The 18,401-nt window shown below is 36.1% G+C and carries 19 protein-coding genes; 11 read left to right on the top strand and 8 right to left on the bottom strand.

The window, feature by feature from the left end; all coding sequences use genetic code 11:
- Complete coding sequence (locus tag FSZ17_RS23900; RefSeq protein ID WP_267128900.1) at positions 1-135, bottom strand: hypothetical protein; 135 nt, start codon at positions 133-135, stop codon at positions 1-3.
- A gap of 205 nt (positions 136-340) precedes the next feature.
- Here FSZ17_RS23900 and FSZ17_RS08575 point away from each other — a divergent pair, with 205 nt between their 5' ends.
- Positions 341-646, top strand: coding sequence for a hypothetical protein (locus tag FSZ17_RS08575; RefSeq protein WP_057774090.1), 306 nt, complete (start codon positions 341-343; stop codon positions 644-646).
- A 207-nt stretch (positions 647-853) separates the two neighbouring features.
- Here the strand turns inward: FSZ17_RS08575 and FSZ17_RS08570 are convergent, their stop codons facing one another.
- The gene (locus FSZ17_RS08570; protein WP_057774093.1) at positions 854-1,615 is read right to left on the bottom strand and encodes a hypothetical protein; all 762 of its coding nucleotides are present in this window, start codon (positions 1,613-1,615) and stop codon (positions 854-856) included.
- A gap of 185 nt (positions 1,616-1,800) precedes the next feature.
- Between FSZ17_RS08570 and FSZ17_RS08565 the strand changes: the two genes are divergently transcribed.
- The 3 genes from FSZ17_RS08565 (at position 1,801) to FSZ17_RS08555 (ending at position 2,873) form a co-directional block, all read left to right on the top strand.
- Positions 1,801-2,037, top strand: coding sequence for a helix-turn-helix domain-containing protein (locus tag FSZ17_RS08565; protein ID WP_057774815.1), 237 nt, complete (start codon positions 1,801-1,803; stop codon positions 2,035-2,037).
- A gap of 154 nt (positions 2,038-2,191) precedes the next feature.
- Positions 2,192-2,557: a hypothetical protein gene (locus tag FSZ17_RS08560; protein WP_057774095.1), complete on the top strand. Its 366-nt coding sequence runs from the start codon at positions 2,192-2,194 to the stop codon at positions 2,555-2,557.
- Positions 2,558-2,678: 121 nt separating this feature from the next.
- Positions 2,679-2,873, top strand: coding sequence for an alpha/beta-type small acid-soluble spore protein (locus FSZ17_RS08555; protein ID WP_057774096.1), 195 nt, complete (start codon positions 2,679-2,681; stop codon positions 2,871-2,873).
- A 386-nt stretch (positions 2,874-3,259) separates the two neighbouring features.
- On the opposite strand, the gene FSZ17_RS08550 is transcribed toward FSZ17_RS08555, so the two are convergent.
- On the bottom strand, positions 3,260-4,657 hold the full coding sequence (locus FSZ17_RS08550; protein ID WP_057774099.1) for an FMN-binding glutamate synthase family protein: 1,398 nt from the start codon (positions 4,655-4,657) through the stop codon (positions 3,260-3,262).
- 158 nt (positions 4,658-4,815) lie between these two features.
- On the opposite strand from FSZ17_RS08550, the gene FSZ17_RS08545 reads away from it, so the two are divergent.
- From FSZ17_RS08545 to FSZ17_RS08525, 5 genes are all read left to right on the top strand, one after another.
- Complete coding sequence (locus tag FSZ17_RS08545) at positions 4,816-5,565, top strand: YqjF family protein (protein ID WP_057774101.1); 750 nt, start codon at positions 4,816-4,818, stop codon at positions 5,563-5,565.
- A gap of 151 nt (positions 5,566-5,716) precedes the next feature.
- Entirely contained in the window at positions 5,717-7,255 is a 1,539-nt protein-coding gene (locus tag FSZ17_RS08540) for a spore germination protein (protein ID WP_057774818.1), read from the top strand.
- Between the two features lie 28 nt (positions 7,256-7,283).
- Positions 7,284-8,495, top strand: coding sequence for a Ger(x)C family spore germination protein (locus FSZ17_RS08535; RefSeq protein ID WP_057774102.1), 1,212 nt, complete (start codon positions 7,284-7,286; stop codon positions 8,493-8,495).
- Positions 8,495-8,716, top strand: coding sequence for a hypothetical protein (locus FSZ17_RS08530; RefSeq protein ID WP_057774103.1), 222 nt, complete (start codon positions 8,495-8,497; stop codon positions 8,714-8,716). Before FSZ17_RS08535 ends, FSZ17_RS08530 begins: the two co-directional genes overlap by 1 nt.
- 103 nt (positions 8,717-8,819) lie before the next feature.
- Positions 8,820-9,929 carry a GerAB/ArcD/ProY family transporter gene (locus FSZ17_RS08525; RefSeq protein ID WP_057774105.1) on the top strand — a complete coding sequence of 370 codons (1,110 nt, stop codon included), beginning with the start codon at positions 8,820-8,822 and terminating at the stop codon, positions 9,927-9,929.
- A 141-nt stretch (positions 9,930-10,070) separates the two neighbouring features.
- Here the strand turns inward: FSZ17_RS08525 and FSZ17_RS08520 are convergent, their stop codons facing one another.
- Positions 10,071-11,210 (bottom strand): amidohydrolase, encoded by a 1,140-nt coding sequence (locus tag FSZ17_RS08520; protein ID WP_322107603.1) that lies wholly within the window; start codon positions 11,208-11,210, stop codon positions 10,071-10,073.
- Between the two features lie 151 nt (positions 11,211-11,361).
- Between FSZ17_RS08520 and pepT the strand changes: the two genes are divergently transcribed.
- Positions 11,362-12,597 carry a peptidase T gene (pepT, locus tag FSZ17_RS08515; RefSeq protein ID WP_057774107.1) on the top strand — a complete coding sequence of 412 codons (1,236 nt, stop codon included), beginning with the start codon at positions 11,362-11,364 and terminating at the stop codon, positions 12,595-12,597.
- An 89-nt stretch (positions 12,598-12,686) separates the two neighbouring features.
- Here pepT and FSZ17_RS08510 read toward each other — a convergent pair whose 3' ends face one another.
- The 4 genes from FSZ17_RS08510 to FSZ17_RS08495 all read right to left on the bottom strand — a co-directional run bounded on the left by FSZ17_RS08510 (position 12,687) and on the right by FSZ17_RS08495 (position 17,341).
- Entirely contained in the window at positions 12,687-13,868 is a 1,182-nt protein-coding gene (locus FSZ17_RS08510) for an NAD(P)/FAD-dependent oxidoreductase (protein ID WP_057774109.1), read from the bottom strand.
- 40 nt (positions 13,869-13,908) lie between these two features.
- A complete protein-coding gene (locus FSZ17_RS08505; protein ID WP_057774111.1) occupies positions 13,909-14,352 on the bottom strand; it encodes a helical membrane plugin domain-containing protein in 444 nt (147 codons plus the stop codon).
- Between the two features lie 353 nt (positions 14,353-14,705).
- Entirely contained in the window at positions 14,706-15,992 is a 1,287-nt protein-coding gene (locus FSZ17_RS08500; protein ID WP_057774113.1) for an MFS transporter, read from the bottom strand.
- Positions 15,992-17,341: an alkaline phosphatase family protein gene (locus tag FSZ17_RS08495; protein WP_057774115.1), complete on the bottom strand. Its 1,350-nt coding sequence runs from the start codon at positions 17,339-17,341 to the stop codon at positions 15,992-15,994. The genes FSZ17_RS08500 and FSZ17_RS08495 overlap by 1 nt, the downstream gene beginning before the upstream one ends.
- A gap of 189 nt (positions 17,342-17,530) precedes the next feature.
- On the opposite strand from FSZ17_RS08495, the gene FSZ17_RS08490 reads away from it, so the two are divergent.
- Positions 17,531-18,355: an aldo/keto reductase gene (locus tag FSZ17_RS08490; RefSeq protein ID WP_057774117.1), complete on the top strand. Its 825-nt coding sequence runs from the start codon at positions 17,531-17,533 to the stop codon at positions 18,353-18,355.
- Positions 18,356-18,401 lie beyond the last annotated feature (46 nt).

Raw genomic sequence — 18,401 nt, 5'->3', positions numbered from 1 at the left:
CTAACCAATCCTTTTCCTCATATTGTACAAAATGCAGTTTGAATTCACTTTTTGATTACATTCATCAATATAAAATATCTTTTTAACATACTGAATCCCATTACTTGGTATCCTACTTTTTTCAATGACACTCATCTATATTCCCCCCTTATTAAAATTCTTTTATTTCTGCCACAATATATTTACGATTAAAATGTAAAAATGTTTCAAATTTTAAATTTTTTATATTTATTTCTTCCTAAATATTGTAATAAGTGGTCTATTTCTGTCATTTATTTTAAAGTTCGTGCATACGATACTCAAGGATTATATAAATTTTTGGAGGTAGTAAAGAGTCATTATGACAAGGTCAGAAAGGCATATCGAAAGACAAAGGCCTTCTTTCAAAAAAAGGTTATTCATTTTCTTATTCATTTGTATTTCTACTTTTGCTGTATTATCTTTTTATTTAAAAAGCATCATTAAAATAGAGGCTCCCCAAAAAGATCTTGGACAAAAAGTTATCATTCAACTTCCATCTGGAAACCATATATATACTTACGAGAATTTAATTGTAAAAGAAAATGGACGGCTTTATTACAAAGGAGAGAGGAACACACTTGACTTAACAGGCGGGATTATCCTTTATGAAGAATGGGATGATTAAAAGAGCTCTGCACAATCATGCAGAGCTTTTCCGTATTATGATTATTAGCAACATCCATAAGGATAAGGTGGATAAGGTGGATAATATGGGGAATAAAGGTACCCGAAACCACCTCCTAGTGCTGCACCTAAAGCTAATCCCCATAAAAATGGAATACAAAATCCAAAAAATGGTCTTCCAAATTAAAACCCAAACCATAGATGTCAATTAAAAATGATTATAAGTTCGATCCGTTAAAAACAATGGCTGTCTTGTAAACTGTGATAAGTATCGAGAATTTAATCTGCTATACTGTGAAATTAAATAAGCTGATCTTGTTGCGTTTTTTTTTCTTAATTTGTTTAATTCTTGAATCATCCCTTCTTCGCTCCTAATCCCAATCCCATGACCAAAATACAATCCATTTCCCAAATAGAACGCATTCTCTCCTGACCACACAGGATGATCATAATCAGGGTTATTAAAATAGACGACATCTCCTGGAATAAAATCTCTGCCTTCCCTAGTAATGATGCCTAAATCCCTATCATAGTTCCAAGCCCAGACAAGCAGTCGTTGGAATAGCATATTGAAAAAGCTTGTTGAAATCGAATTGAGCACAGCTTTATAATAAATAATGACAATAGCAGTCGTACATTCAAATGCATATTCCTTACCATTTTCAAAAATATCCTTTATTGCATCTGAAGGTAATACAGATGGGTCAAGCAAATAACCATATCTAGTTTTCTTCCATATACGCGGGTTAAATTTTGATGTCACAAATGGGGCAAATGCTACTTGACTTTCATTAAGTTTTCTTGCAGTTAGGATAATGTTTTCCCTTAATTTTAAATCAAAGAGCAATTCATGAAGAGAATGATATCGGTGAACTTCCGGGCTATCCTCTAAGGCGATAAAAATCTCTCTTTGAACCCCATGAAACCGATTTGTAGCTGGCTTCGCCCCATAATCTTCTATATAAATCATTCTTCTCCCTACTTCCAATAGGTTCTTAGTTTACCTTATGGGTTTTCTTGTAGGTGTGTTCCATTTTCCTATATTTAACTTTCTATTTTGCCAATATTTAGTACTAACAATTTACTTTACAAAAGGAGCCCTTCAATGCTAAGTTTAAAAATAAAGTGATTTACCAAGGGGGTATGAGTATGCGAATGAATAAAGAAATTATTAAATTCATACGAAAAAGCTATGAGATGAATCAGCGTGATTTCGCAAAGATTGTCAGTTGCAGCTTCTCACTTATCGCCTTAGTAGAAGTCGGTAAAAGAAGTGTAACAGCCAATCTTGAAAACAAAATAAAAACAGCTTTTGATTTAGATGATCAACAGCTACAATCAATCGCTTCTTTCGTATCTGAAATCAGTAAAGGAGTACCACCCTTTATGTAAAAAGCCGTTTAACTCTCTCTGCAACGCTTTGCATGATCACCATTTCACCTTCTATTGCATGACCATGGCTTAGTTAGGCAATGGCCGTGTCACTCCGCAGCAGCCTACATAGATTATAGGGAAACATTACCATGAATAAAGGAGATATGTCCCTATGCATCCTAATGATTATTATTATGGATTAGCTCCACACCAGTACGGATCTTACATGCCATCTCAGGTCACTAATCCACATGAGCAAAATGATCTTTACAGGCAACAACCGCAGCAGATTCGGGAATTGGAAAAAAGGGTTAACACCCTTGAGAGGCAAAATGAAGAGCAGATTAGAGAAATAACGAGATTAAATAATGAAATTCGACGACTAAATCAAGAAATTATCCGAATAAATCAGGAAATAAAAAGATTAAATCAAAACGATGAACGCACTTTTAGAAGATTAAATCGACTAAATCAAAGACTAAGAGTAGTAGAAAACCGATTAACCATTCCATTTCAAGCGACTGAAGATGGCTTTTGATCTGACCAAAATGAAGTCATTATCATAATAACTATTTGAATCAATCCTCTCATAAACGGTTAAGTTAAATTTGAGCAATTAAATAAATTGCTCAAAATAATCGTGGTGGGAGTGATGTATCATGGCAAGAAACAAACTTTTAGTACCCGGTGCTGAGAATGTTCTAGATCAAATGAAGAATGAAATCGCGGGAGAGTTTGGAGTTCAACTTGGTGCTGATACAACCGCACGAGCAAATGGTTCTGTCGGAGGCGAAATGACGAAACGTCTAGTAGCCATGGGACAGGAACAACTAAAAAATCAGCAGGGACAGTAAGCTGATTATTGTGAAGGGGACCTTTTTTCGAGGGTCCCCTTCCACTTTAAGAATAAAGTGAAACTTCCATCAGTGGGGGTTTTTCGACGCACAGGACGTGCTAGTGCCGACGTTGCCACAGGACGTGGCGTTCTTAGTCGGCCTTCATCCCCCACTGATGGTTCGTTGCGGCCCACAGGAAGAGGGTCACACAGACGTTGCCACACGATGTGGCGCTTTTAGTCTGTGTTCATTTTACGGGCATTTACGGGCAGTTGATCCCCCACTTACTCTTCTTTACATACGCGAATCCTTGAAGTGGGGGTCTTACTGCCCGTTAATCTGCGATAAGTATATTTTCTTTAGTCCGCATATATACCGCACGACCATAAGGAGCTTGTGCTTTTCTAATTTTCCCAAGGCTCAAATGAGAATGGAATTCCAATCATTTTCGCAGTCAATTCATCGTAAGAAACTAAATCCTTTTTAGATAACTCCTTTAATGAGCGTTTACCCATTGCTCTTAAAGCCATTTTCATCTCTTCAGTACTAGAGGTTAAGAATTTTTCTGCCGTTTTTACTCCAGTTTCTTTGTCAAATTGATCCTTGAATTTCCCTTGATTCCAAACAACTTGTGTTGGCGGTTCAAAAGGGAGTGCATTTAATACTTGATGATGTGAAACAACAAATAACATAGCAGAACCAACATAAACTGCATCAGCACCAAGGGCAAGAACCTTTAAAAAATGTCCAGGTGTAAATAAACCTCCTGAAGCGATTAAACTAATCTGCCCTTTCATTTTCCTTTTTTCTAAATGTTTACTAGCTCGGAAGATAGCATGCAAAGTCGGAATTCCAAAGTCATCTGAAAGAATAGGAGCAGCTCCAAGTGTCGCCGCTTGTCCTCCATCAATTGCAATATAATCTATACCCATCTCAATTACATGGTCAATATCTTCTTCAATTTTTCCCCCTGCCCCCATTTTTACACCAATGGGTACTCCTCCAGATATTTGTCTAAGCTCATCAACAAGTCCTTTTAAATCCTTTAAGGTTTGATTTTCAAAAAAATTATCATAAATAACAGCCGTTTCATTCTCTTTGAGACCCATGATTTCACGAGCACGACCTGTTAAATTATCTGGCGAAATTCTTCCGCCTACAGCAAATAATGCACCTTGCCCAAGCTTAATTTCAATTGCATTTGCCCGCTTAAATAAATTTTCTTCTTTTGACCATTCAGTTTTGGAAAACTGAACAATATAATTCCCTGCTGCATTTAATTCTTCTGGCATGATTCCCCCTTCTCCAGAATTAATGGCTGTACCGGTATTATTCGCAGCTTCTGCCAAAGAAAGCCTTACTTCCTCGCTAAGTGCAATTCCATAGGCCATTCCGCTTATCATAAGTGGAATTTTTATTTTCATTGGCTTTTTTGCTTTTGGTCCAATTGTTACCTTCACATCTACATCTTCATCTCCACTAATGGCAAATGGTGTTGTCTGCGCAGGGATAAATGTAATCGGGTCTAAATGTGGCCACTTCTTTGATGAACCAAGTGGACGATGAAGGACATCTCCACTTTCTGCCCGCAAGCTATTTTCCAGCATATTTTGAATACCCAAATGTCTGAGACCCGGCATTAACTCCATAATATTTTCTTGATAACTGTCGGTTAATATAATTTTACCCATCTTTTTTACAATTTTTTTCATTATCCAACGCCAGCCAACAAGAGTAAATAACATAAAGACAAATATTATTACAACCATAGCAAAAGTAATATATGTTAAAATGTTTGTCATTTTTCCTCTCCAATTGCTTATTAATTAATGATTTTATTAATCCTTATTATTACCAAATAAGGAAAGTTCTATTATTCAATAGATTCCTCCACAGTATTATTTTTTCATTTGAAGAAAAGACTATAGAAAATGTGGAATTTGAAAAGGAGATCATTTTAATGAAATTAATAAATGATACCGCTCACCGCCCTTTTCTATTACCTTCAAAAAATTGGATAATGCGTCAAGCTTGGCGGAATCTATTGTTTATTCATTGGCCAATTTCTCCTGAAATAATTCGGGAGCATATACACCCTTCTTTACATATTGACACCTTTGGCGGAGTTGCATGGCTGGGTATCGTAGTATTCAAAATGGAAGGCATCTATCCACGTGGTTTTCCACCAATATCCATTCTCCCGCCATTTCCAGAAATCAATGTACGCACATATGTTCAACACAATGGGAAACCGGGAGTTTATTTCTTGTCTCTTGATGTTAGTGACTTGGCGTCCTACACATTAGCAAAAAGATGGTTTCACTTACCTTATCACTCTGCGAATATTTCTGTTCAAGAAAAGGAGCCTAGTTTTCATTTCGAAAGTATTCGAAAAAAAAACCAAAAAAATCCTATTCTTTGTAAAGGAACATATACTTCTCTTCCAGAGGTTTATTTTCCGAAAGAAGGAACGCTGGATCATTGGCTTACAGAGAGATATTGTCTTTTTAGTACAAATAAAAAAGGAAGCGTCTTTTGCGCTGAAATACATCATCGTCCCTGGCCCTTACAAAAAGCGAATTCAGAAATTTATAAGAATAACCTGTTTTCACCATTTAAAATTGACCTTGCTGGAGTACAATCCATCTCTCACTTTTCAAAAGGTGTAGATTCACTTATTTGGAATATCAAAAAACAACCTTCTAAATGAGTTTAAAGGATATTACATCCACAAAGCGATATTTAGGATGTCCTGTATAAAATATCCTATATGAAGAATCATAGAAATAGGAGTTCGATTCATCCATAAAAATTGGGGGAACAAAAGCGTGATTCGTAATATAAAAAAATTATTAAGGAATATGAATGAAAGGCAGAAACAAATACAAAAGAATCTCCAGGATCCTAAGCCAGAGAGTTCCCTTAATTTTAGTTATCATCAAAATGTCGAAGCACTTCGTTCCATCTACAATAATTGTTCAGATGTCTTTTTTCGAGAGTTTTTACTTCTAGGAAAAAAGAAAGCAATGATTATTTATATTGAAGGACTTTCAGACACTATAGGAATCGAAAAACACGTGCTTTCCCCTCTTATGAATGAAACAGCACATGAAACACTAACGGTCAATGAAATGATTGAACACAAACTAATAATCTCAAAATGGAATTCAGTCTATTCCTTGAATGAGTGCATTGAATCAATATCCTCTGGGAATCCAATTCTTCTCTGTGAAGGAGAAAATAGTGGTTTTTCTTTAGGATTATCCAAATGGGAAAAACGCAGTATAGAAGAACCAGAGGCTGAAGCATCAGTTAGAGGGCCACGTGAAGGATTTATCGAATCAATTGGAGTTAATATCTCATTATTAAGAAGAATTATTAAAAGTCCGGCACTTAAGATCAAAACCATGAAAATAGGAACTTATACAAAAACAACAATTGGACTTGCGTATGTTGAAGGAATAGCCAATATGACTCTTATCGAAGAAGTTACGAATAGGCTTAATCGGATTAACATCGATGGAATCTTGGATAGTGAGTATATTGAAGAAATGATTGAGGACAACCCTTACTCACCATTTCCTCAAATCTTGTCAACTGAGCGACCTGATATTGCATGTGCAAATTTACTAGAGGGGAGACTGGTCATTTTAGTTGAGGGTACTCCTTTTACTTTAATTGCTCCTATTTCGTTTTTTTCATTACTCCAATCACAGGAAGATTATTATCAACGCTTTATGATAAGCACTTTTATTCGTTGGCTGCGCTATGTATTCCTTGGAGTTTCTCTTTTGCTTCCTTCTTTTTACGTAGCTGTTACAACATTTCATCAAGAAATGGTGCCATCCGCATTGCTTCTGAGTATAGCAGCCGCCAGAGAAACTGTCCCTTTTCCAGCTATAATAGAGGTTTTGATCATGGAAATAACGTTTGAAGCGTTGCGTGAGGCAGGAGTTCGATTACCAAAACAGGTTGGAGCCGCTGTCAGCATAGTGGGTGCATTAGTAATTGGTCAAGCTGCCGTACAAGCTGGATTGGTTTCCGCACCGATGGTCATTGTTGTAGCGATAACCGGAATCGCTTCTTTTATGATTCCTCGCTATGTAGCCGGAATCGCTATTAGATTAATCCGTTTTCCAATTATTTTTCTTGCTGGGACATTAGGATTACTTGGGATAATGATGGGAATCCTTGCTATTTTTATTCACCTATGCAGTTTACGTTCCTTCGGTGAGCCATATTTAGCACCACTTGCGCCATTAAAAGTAAGGGAATTAAAAGATGTGCTGTGGAGATCCCCTTTATGGATGATGGATACTCGGCCTCGCTTAACTGGTGAGGCCAACCTATATAAACAACCCTCTGTTCAGAAACCTGGTCCAAATAAAGGAGGAGATTAGGAGAATTTACGAAAGTAGGGAATCAACAATGCCTAAAAGGAGGAGTCATTTCAAAAAAAAATTTCTTATTTTCATCTCCTTTAGCGGATCATTATTTTTATTAAGTGGTTGTTGGGACAGGTGGGAAACTAATGACATAGCAATTGTAACGGCAACTGCAATTGATAAAAAGGAAGATAATCAAATTGAACTAAGCCTTCAAATTTTTATACCTAGAGCATTTGGTATGAGCAGTAGCCCAGGCGGAGCATCTGGAGGAGGAACCGGCGGGGAGCTTACTTTTGTCATTTCCCAAAAAGGAGTCAATATGGCAGATGCAATCTCAAAGCTACAAGCCGAACTGCCTCGTAAAATTTTTTGGGGTCAATGTAAGGTGTTTATTTTTGGCGAAAAGATAGCAAAAGAAGGAATACAAGAACATTTAGATTTCCTTCTTCGTCATCCACAGCCAAGAGAAAGAGCATATATGTTTGTTAGTAAAGGAAAAGCAAAACATATTCTTGAACTTCAATCAAAACTTGAAAGAAGTTCAGCGGAAGCAATGAGAGAACTTGTTGATTTAGAGATTGGATTAAAAGTCACATTGAAAGATTTGAACGAAATGCTGACTAGCGAAGCGCAAGCTGCTGCCCTTCCATACCTTAAGACCATGACAGAAAAAGGAAAAAAGAAGTCCTTTCAATTCCCTAAAATTTTTGGATCAGCAGTAATTAAAAAAGACCAAATGATTGGATATATTTCTCAGAGGGAAACGAGAGGAATCCTATGGTTAAGGGATGAAATAAAGGGCTATACAGTTACCTTTGAACCTGAAGGAAAAAAGGGGAATGTCTCTTTAAATCCAGTAACTGCCAAGGTGGATTTGATCCCACAAATCAATGGTGAAAACTGGAGTATGATTGTAAAAATCCAAACTGAAGGAACTGTAATACAAAACAATTCGAGCTTAGATATTTCAAAATTAAGTAATTTAAAAGTAGTTGAAAAAGCATATCAAGATGGAATAAGAAAACGAGTCGAATTTGTATTAGTGAAAGTACAGAATGAACTGAGAACTGATATTGTCGGTTTTGCAAAGGAATTTCATCGAAAATATCCAAAACAGTGGAGGAAGGTAGAAAACCGTTGGGATGAAGTGTTTCCAGAGATAAAAATAAAATACGATATTAAAGCTCATATACGCAAAGAGGGATATATTAATAAGCCAATGAAATTAAGAATCGAAGAGGAGAAAGAATAATGAAATGGGGGAGCTTTCTTGCAACAGCTTTTATCATTTTGATCATCATTTTGTTGCAATGGCCAAAAATGAAACCAAAGCCAAAAGTGGAGAAAAGTGCATTCATCGTGCTTCTCCTTATTGCGTTACTCCTATCTATGTTCAATCTTCCTTATATAAGCGGTCCAGCTAAGTGGATTGAATATGTCTTCAAACCTTTCGGGGAAATTTTAGAAAAATAATTTTATAACGGTAACAAGGAATTATGATGAAAAACTTCAAGTTTTCATCCCAGCAGATAGCGATGTTTACATACCCGGCAATTATCGTAAAAGGAGATAGCTAATGAATACGGTCAAAATTTCGTCTCTTCAGATGGCGATGTTAATGTACCCAACAATTGTTGCTACCGCTATTCTTTCAGTACCAAGTATAACAGCGACTTATGCGAAACAAGACCTTTGGATTTCACCTATTTTTGCGTCCATTATAGGATTTTTAACGGTCTATATTTCTGTTAGTTTACATAATCATTTTCCGGAGAAAACAGTTATTCAATTTAGTGAACAGATTATTGGTCGAATTCCAGGAAAGATTCTCGGACTTGTCTTCTTATTTTTTTATATCCACTCTGCTGGAGATATTACTAGAGCATATGCTGAATTTATCGTTAGCTCTTTTCTTTTTCAAACACCGATAATTGTAGTAATTGTTACAATGGTACTCCTTTGTGCTTTTGCCGTGTATGGAGGTTTAGAGGTATTAGGACGTATATCACAGTTGCTTTTCCCTCTTTTTTTCGTACCACTATTATTATTAATACTATTATTGAGCCCTGATTTCGAGATAGGAAATATATTTCCAATTTTAGAAAAAGGGATCATTCCTCCAATCAAGGGTGCCATAGTGCCAAGCGGATGGTTCTCAGAAATTTTTATGATTATTTTTTTCCTGCCTTTTTTAACTGATAAGAAAAAAGGCAGGAAATACGGAGTATTAACAGTTTTAGCTGTAATGATAACATTAGTTGTTGTGAACTTAATCGTTTTGTTTATCTTAGGAACTACTACTTCTTCAAAGAGTTACCCACTGATGAATATTAGCCGGTATGTTAGTATTGCGGATTTTTTTGAAAATCTTGAATCAGTCACAATGGCTATTTGGATTTTAGGAACATTTGTAAAGATTTCTGTGTTTTTCTACGTTGTTGTTTTAGGTACGGCTCAGTGGCTAAATATTGAGGACTATCGGCCAATTGTCTGGCCAATTGGAATTTTGATCGTAGAATTTAGTTTTTGGGCAGTCCCTAGTTCAATGGCCTTTATTCATTATGAAATCACAGCATTCCCTTTTTATTCGGTTACTATTCAAACGATTATTCCCCTGTTATTATTAGGAATTGCATTTTTTAAAAATAGAAATAGAAAAAAGGAATCAAATTCAGTCTATAAATAATTTGTTTTTTCTTATCTATTGATTTTAAAAAAACACCTGAATAGAAATACAATATCTCCTAATAGGATGTAAAAAAGACCTCATTGTGTAAGGAAAAGAGGTCTTTATAAGTGTTTTATTATGAATTCTTGAAATCAAATTTTACCATTTCTCCTGATCTGCTTCTAACAAAAGACTTGTTAATATTTTCGTTCCGTACACCAAGGCTCCTTGATTAAAATTCATTTTTGGATGATGAAGGCCTGGCTTTAGATCACATCCTAGACCAATCATTGTAGCTGAAATTTCCGGTTTTTTTAACGAATAAAAGTGGAAATCCTCCGCTCCTGGAGAAGGGCATTCTTGAACATAATTTTCTTCCCCAAGGATAGAAGTAATGGCTTTTTTCCCAAGCTCCATTGCTTTAGGATTGCGTACAGCTGCGGGTGAATATTCCCCAAGACTTGACTCAATCACTGTTTCTGTCAGTTCAGAGATTTTCTTTATCGTTTGTTCTGCTTTTAATATAAGCTTGTTCATCGTTTCATTCGTTTCAGCTCTTAAATCGAATGTAAAATGAACCGTTTCCGGAATTAAATTCGATGCCTCACCACCGTGCAGCTCTGTTATCTTGATAGAGTACTTATGTGCATCCTTCAATTGGATCTGACGAATAGCCTGAATTAAGAAAGCAGCTGCTTCAAGCGGGTTATTTCCTTCCTCTGGTCTTGCCGCATGTGCTGGAACACCCTTTATTACACCTTGAATAGTTGCCGTAGATCCATGAAGAATGACAGGTGCAGCCTTTTTAAAAGGAATTTCTATAGCTGGTCGTACATGAATCCCTCCAAGAAATTTAACATTTTCTAATGCACCTGCTTCAATCATTTTCAGTGCCCCTTCCGCTTTTTCTTCAGCAGGCTGGAAAATAACACGAACAGTATGTTTGAATGAGTGCTCCGAATTCGCTATGGCGAGCGCCGTAAAAAGGGCCATAGTACTATGTCCATCATGACCACATGAATGATTTGCACGAACCTTTCCATCCACTTCCTGAACTAATGCATCCATATCTGCACGAAGGGCGATGACATCATTTAATTCTCCCTTCATCTCTACAACCAAACCAAAATGATCTTCAAACGTTCTTACATTTAACCCAGCTCGAATTAGTTTCTCTCGAATATAGGCAGATGTTTTTTCCTCCTGCCAGCTTGGTTCTGCAAGCTGATGAAGCTCTTGATAGGTTTGTAGAATTTGTTCTCGGTTATGTTCAATAAATTGAATCGGATCTTGTTTCACTATGTATATCCCCTTCGCAGAAAAAATTTTGATAATTTCGATTTGAATATTCAATAATTATATAACAACTTCGATTTGGAATGTCAATTTTTCAACGGTTTTGAAAACTATGATAAAATGAAAAAAACACCATTTAAAGGAGTTGTGGAAATTGAAAAATGAAATCATTGAAAGATTAACCACTTACGTAAAAATCGACACACAATCTAATGAAGAAAATGAAACATGTCCTTCAACGCAAGGTCAAATTATATTGGCAAATTTACTAGTCGAGGAACTAAAGTCAATCGGAATGGAAGAAGTAACAATTGATGAAAATGGATATGTGATGGCGACTCTTCCTGCCAATACAGACAAAACAGTACCAACGATTGGATTTTTAGCCCATCTAGATACAGCGACTGATTTTACTGGTGCAAATGTCAAACCACAAATCCATGAAAAGTATGATGGAAATGACATTACCTTAAATAACGAGTTACATATTGTTCTCTCACCAAAAGATTTTCCAAGCTTAATCCAATATAAAGGTCACACAATCATTACCACAGATGGCACAACTCTTCTTGGAGCTGACAACAAAGCTGGGATTGCTGAAATTATGACCGCAATGACATACCTTATTAACCATCCAGAGATAAAGCATGGAAAAATTAGAGTTGCTTTTACACCAGATGAAGAGATTGGAAGAGGTCCGCATAAATTTGATGTTGCAGCCTTTAATGCAAAATATGCATATACAGTAGACGGCGGCCCACTCGGAGAACTCGAATATGAAAGCTTTAATGCCGCAGCTGCTAAAATTACTATTAAAGGGAATAATATTCACCCTGGAACAGCGAAAGGAAAAATGGTCAACTCTGCAAAAATAGCAATGGAATTCAATGCTAAGCTGCCATTCGAAGAGGCACCTGAACATACAGAAGGCTATGAAGGCTTTTATCATTTAAGCTCTGTAAGCGGAGATGTGGAGGAAACAAAGCTCAGTTATATTATTCGTGATTTTGATAAGGATAACTTCCTTGCAAGAAAAACAAAAATAGAAGAAATCGTTCAGGAACTGAAAGAAAAATATGGTCATGACAATATTCGTCTTGAAATGAAGGATCAGTATTACAATATGAGAGAGAAAATTGAACCAGTCAAGAAAATTGTAGACATTGCCTATGAAGCGATGATGAAATTAGACATTAAGCCAATTATCAAACCAATACGTGGAGGAACAGACGGCTCACAGCTTTCATATATGGGACTTCCAACACCAAACATTTTCACTGGCGGCGAAAATTACCATGGAAAGTATGAGTATATTTCTGTTGATAATATGGTGAAAGCTACAGAAGTGATTGTTAATATCATTAGACTGTTCGAGGAAAAGGGAGAGTAAAGGACTGTCAGATCCTTTCTAATCGTGCAGTATATTATATGCAAAAAGACCTTCGCATTTAATACGAAGGTCTTTTTATCATATACCTATTAGTAAGCCAAACTAAACAAACCTTTAATATGTGTCAAGTAGCGCACATGACTTGCTTCCTTCATTAGGGAAGCTGGTAATCCTTTAAGTGATGTACCATTAGCTCCGATAGAAGCAACGCTATCTTTACGGCCAAGACTTGCAAGTGTACCTGAATTTACAGGAGCAAACTTTTCAAATGCTTTGTCTTGAAGATATGCAAATAGGTTGTAGCCAACTAGTTCGCCCATTTGCCAAGCGTTCTGTGCTGTTGGTGCATAAGGACGACCGCCATCTTCAGGGAATGCAACAGCACTATCACCAACAACAAACACATCAGGGTGAGTTGTTGATTGAAGGAATTCATTAACTGTTGCACGGCCACGATCGCAAGCAAGTCCTGACTGTTCAACAATAGGAAGAGCTTGGATACCGCCTGTCCAGACGAAAGTATTCGCAATGATTTTCGTACCGTCTTTAAGATCAATTTCATTGCCGCTTACATTTGTGACAGGAAGACCAGTTAAGAATTCTACTCCACGAGCTTCTAAGCTAGTCGTTGCACGTTCAATTAAATGATCTGGTAAGACAGGAAGAATTTTCGGACCTGCTTCAACAAGCTTGATCTTCAATTCTTTTGGGTCAACACCAAAGCTCTTAGCAACTTTAGTCATGTTATCAACAATTTCGCCAACTAACTCTACGCCAGTTAAGCCGCCACCGCCAATAACAATGGTTGCATCTGCTTCATTTCTCGTTTTTGCGTATTCACGAATTCTGCCAACAATATGATTGTAAATATTATTTGCATCATTAACTGATTTTAATACCATGCTGTTTTCTTCAAGCCCTGGAATACCAAAGTAACCAGTTTTACTTCCTAAACCAACAACAAGTGCATCATAAGTTAAAGTAGAACCATCATTAAGCTTTACCTCTTTTTTATCTACAGAAAAAGAGTCTACCGTAGCAATTTTCAGGTCGATATCCTTACCTTTGAAAAGTTTTTCTAAAGGCATAGAGATAGCTTTTTCAGAAATTGTTCCACCTGCTAGACGGTGAAGTTCAGTAATGATTTGGTGTGTTGGGTATTGGTTTACTACAGTTACATAAGCTTCTTCTCTATTTAAATATTGACGAACAGTTAAAGCTGAAAGAAGTCCGCCATAACCTGCACCTAAGATAACAATATGTTTTGACATGATTTATCCCGTCCTTACTAGTTGTATTAAAAGAACAATACTATTTTTGACTATTTTTTTCTTCTGCGATTTGCAGATAAGCATTTACGAAACGGAAAAGCTTCTGTGCTTGCGGATCTTTTAGCATTTTTAAAATACCGAAAAGACCAATCACTTCATGGCTTTCTTCCGCACGGTCCTTAGCTTCAATAGCTGTAGCTGCAATATTTTTCACAGTATCTTTAACTGGATCTACCATTTCTTTGATAGCGCCAATTGTATCATTCTTTAATACGTCATCAGTAGCAACTGATTGAGCAAAGTCATATGACTTATTTAAGATCGAAACAAGCTCAGTTAATTTAGGGAGTTGTTCTACTAATGTTGTTAAGGATTCCTGTACCTCAGGTTTTAATAGCTGATCAAGTAATTCTTGTCTTTCCTGATTAAATGACACATCAAGATTTTCTTGTTCTGGCCTTGGTTGAGTAAGCGTTGCAGTCATATCCTCTTCCCCTTTACAAGTAAATAATAATTTATTAAAAAACTATTAACTGAAGGGTGATTTTAATTTGTGTGATATTTCACAAAAGTAAATAAAAAAACTCTAAAACATAATATATCAGCAAATTTATTAATTTAATGTTCAATTAAACTAAAAAATTTACCCCTTCAGTTACCCCTCAATTACTATACGCTTATTTAAATGTAATTTCAATTTAAATTTTTATATTATCATCACTTATAAGGTATTAATGGGGTGATTGATAGAAATTACTTTTTTTGATGACTGAAGGGTTCACTTTCTCCCTGAAAATAAAAAGTCTGCAATCCCTATATAGAGAATGCAGACTTAACTTACCTGCTAATTTGATTCGCAGCAGATTGCTCCGCAGAGAACACGACATGATTTGGAACCCGCCAGAGAATGAAAGCGCCAAAGACAAATAATACGATCAAGCTAAAGACTCCGCTGCTCGTATTTCCTGTTAGTTGAGCTGTTACACCCATTAGCGTGGGGCCGGCTATTGCTGCAATCTTTCCGAAAATATTGTAAAAGCCAAAGAATTCATTGGAAGATTCTTTTGGAATAAGCTTAGCAAAATAGGAACGACTTAAAGCTTGAATTCCACCTTGAACTGTTGCCACAAGCATAGCTAAAATCCAAAAGTCTATGGCTGTTTTTAAGAAATAGGCGTAAATACAAATAATTATATATACAATGATGGCCACAAAGATCATTTTCTTTTCACTAAATTTCTGACCTAGCTTACTAAACATAATCGTGAATGGCGCTGCCACAACTTGGACTAAAAACAATACGATTAACAATGTTGAAGCACTAATGCCTAAGTCTGATCCATAAGCAGTAGACATAGTTAAAATCGTATGAACACCATCAATGTAAAAGAAATAAGCAAGTAAGAATAGAAATAGTGCACGATATGCTTTAATATTTTTCAAAGTGGTAAACAGTTTTTTAAAGCTTGTTGCAACAGGATTAGAGACTCGCTCTACATAGTATTTCTGCTCCACATTTTTTAACATCGGGATTGTGAAAAGTCCCCACCATAGAGCTGTAATCACAAATGCAATTTGACTTGCAATCCCTACAGATAATGGGATGATTTCTTGCTGAGCCAAAATAATTATTGCAATTGAAATGATAAATGGGATTGTACTCCCAATATAACCAAGCGCAAATCCATTTGAAGAGATGCGGTTCATTCGATCTTCACTCGTTACGTCTACTAAAAAAGCATCATAAAAAATATTTGCTCCTGCAAACCCAACGGAAGTAAAAACAAAAAATCCTAACAATATTAACCATTGATCATTTGGTACAACCGCTAATAGAAGTGTAAAAATAACTCCTAATGACGCAAAAAAAGTAAAAAATCTCTTTTTAAAGCCTCTAAAATCAGCAATTGTACCAAGCAATGGAGCCAATATGGAAACGATCAGTGTAGCAAATGAGTTTGCATAACCCCAGTAGGCTGTTGATGTAGTTGCAGAAATTCCGGCTTCTGTTGCTGCAGATTTAAAATATAAAGGAAAAATAGCAGTAACGACAACAATAGAATATGCGGAATTTGCCCAATCATAAAAGGCCCAGCTTCGTTCAGGTTTAGTCATTTTCCCCATTATACTACCCCCTTTGTTAAATTATTTTTTGTATCAATAGTTAAAAAATCCGCGATAACTTCTCCATCCGTTTGCCCTAAATCCAACCCTAGTATTCTTGCTAATGTTGGACCAATATCAATAAGACGCATAGATGGAATAACTTCATTTTGCCGAATCCCTCTGCCAGTGGCTAGAAAAATTGTCTTGTATTCCTGTTTTTCAGGCGAATAGCCGTGTGAAGCAAAAGTGTATTTTTTGCCAGGCAGAACATCTTCATTCGTAATATGATGAATATAATCACCAAGATGCTCATCATGAAAATAAAATCCATGCCTTGCCTCAATCATAAAAGCACAAGCCGGATCTGCTCCTTTTTTACCAGCCTCCTCTCCTGTTATCATGCTCTCAATTCCATTGCTAGGATCTACTATTAAATCCTCTAGTATGCTCCTTACAAAAAGATTTGTTTCAACATCATCTTTGTTTTTTAAATAAATATATGCAGAGCCGTCACAGCTTTTGCAATATGCCTTCCAATCAATAATTTTTCCATTTACATTTACTGAAATTAAGTTCTTCTCCTTAAATAAAACGTTTAACTGCACGGCTTTATTCTCATCGAGAGCACTATGATCACCAAGCACTACAATGGTTGTGTCAGAAAGTCTTCCACATTCCTCAAGAGCATTTAATATACGTCCAAGCCTTATATCATGGCGATGAATGGCTTTAATTGCTTCATCAGAAAATACACCATGGTAATGGCGCTGAGTATCCAAATCAGTAAAATGAACAAGTAATAAATTGGGGCTTCTCGTTAAAATCGTGTGAACAGCTGACTCTAACACAAAGTCATCTAATTCAGGCTGACTTAAACCATTTCGAATATGACCAAAACGATTATTAAGCTCCCATTGATAGTAAGGTGTTCCACTCAAAAGCGAAACGAGGATTTGATTTTGCCATTTCCTATTTGGAAAAATTTCCGGTAGATTATATTGTATACTTTTTGCTTTCCCAGTAACTGGCCAAAGAAGAGCGGCGGTTGTGAGATTTGCTTTACTAGCCTCATCATATAAAGTTGTACCTTTTATGGAGCTTCGATACCAGTTCCAATCCGGTGAAGCTACCCCAGGCTGCAAAAGAGTATTATTTATTATCCCATGGTTTTTGGGGTATTTCCCAGTAATAATGGTTGTATGACAAGGGTATGTTAAAGACGGATAAATCGTATCTACATGCCGAGAATATGAACCATTCTGCAAGACTCGCTGGAAATTTGGTAGTGTACGAAGAAGTTCAAAATCTAATGCAGACAGACAATCAAAAGAGATAATGACCATGTTTTTAGTAAGTGCTTTATTCATCAAAATCCTCCATTGAAAATAAATCCTTATTTACATTGTACACTTTATGGGTAGAGTAATAGTATTATTTTTTCGTAAATAATTAATTTTTCAATTTCTTTCGTCTTTTAATAATTTGATTATTGATTTGTGTATTGTTATCCTAATTAAAGATTTACTTAGAAAATTTAATGATAGGAGCAATGCCAAATGAATTTTGTTGTTTTAAATAATGGTTTAAAAATGCCTCAGCTTGGTTTCGGTGTTTGGCGAGTGGAAGATGAAAAAGCAGAATTTGCTGTTGCAAAAGCACTTGAAGTTGGCTATAGATCCATTGATACGGCAATGATATACAATAACGAAAATGGTGTCGGGAATGCAATAAAAAAATCATCTATTCCACGTGAGGAAATTTTCATAACAACAAAGGTGTGGAATAGTGACCAAGGCTATGAAAATACATTGAAAGCGTATGAGGAAAGCCTAGAAAGACTTGGACTTGAATATGTTGATTTATATTTGGTTCACTGGCCAACTCCTCAATATGATCAATATGTTGAAACTTACAAAGCACTGGAGAAGCTTTATCATGATGGACGAGTAAAAGCCATTGGCGTTTGCAATTTTGATATTGATCATCTTGAACGTCTTTTACAGGAATGTGATGTGAAGCCAGTATTAAATCAAATTGAATGCCATCCATATCTTGTTCAAACCGAATTAAAAGAGTTCTGTGCCAAACATGATATCTTTATAGAAGCTTGGAGTCCTTTACAACAAGGCGGCGAGGTATTGAACCATGAGGTCATCCAAAAAATCGCTGAACAACATAATAAGACAACAGCACAGGTTGTCTTACGCTGGCACCTGCAAAATAATACAATCGTTATTCCTAAATCCGTAACACCAGTACGTATTGAAGAGAATTTTAATGTATTTGATTTTGAACTTACAGCAGAAGAAATAACTGAGATCAATAGGCTTGACCGTAATGAACGAAAAGGTCCAAATCCTAGTGAATTCAATTTGAGATAAGTAGATTTTCTTCCAAAAAGGAAGGCCAGACCCAATCTTCGATGAA

The organism is Cytobacillus dafuensis (assembly GCF_007995155.1).
Taxonomy (GTDB): Bacteria; Bacillota; Bacilli; order Bacillales; family Cytobacillaceae; genus Cytobacillus; species Cytobacillus dafuensis.
This window is presented reverse-complemented; position numbering and strand designations above follow the sequence as displayed.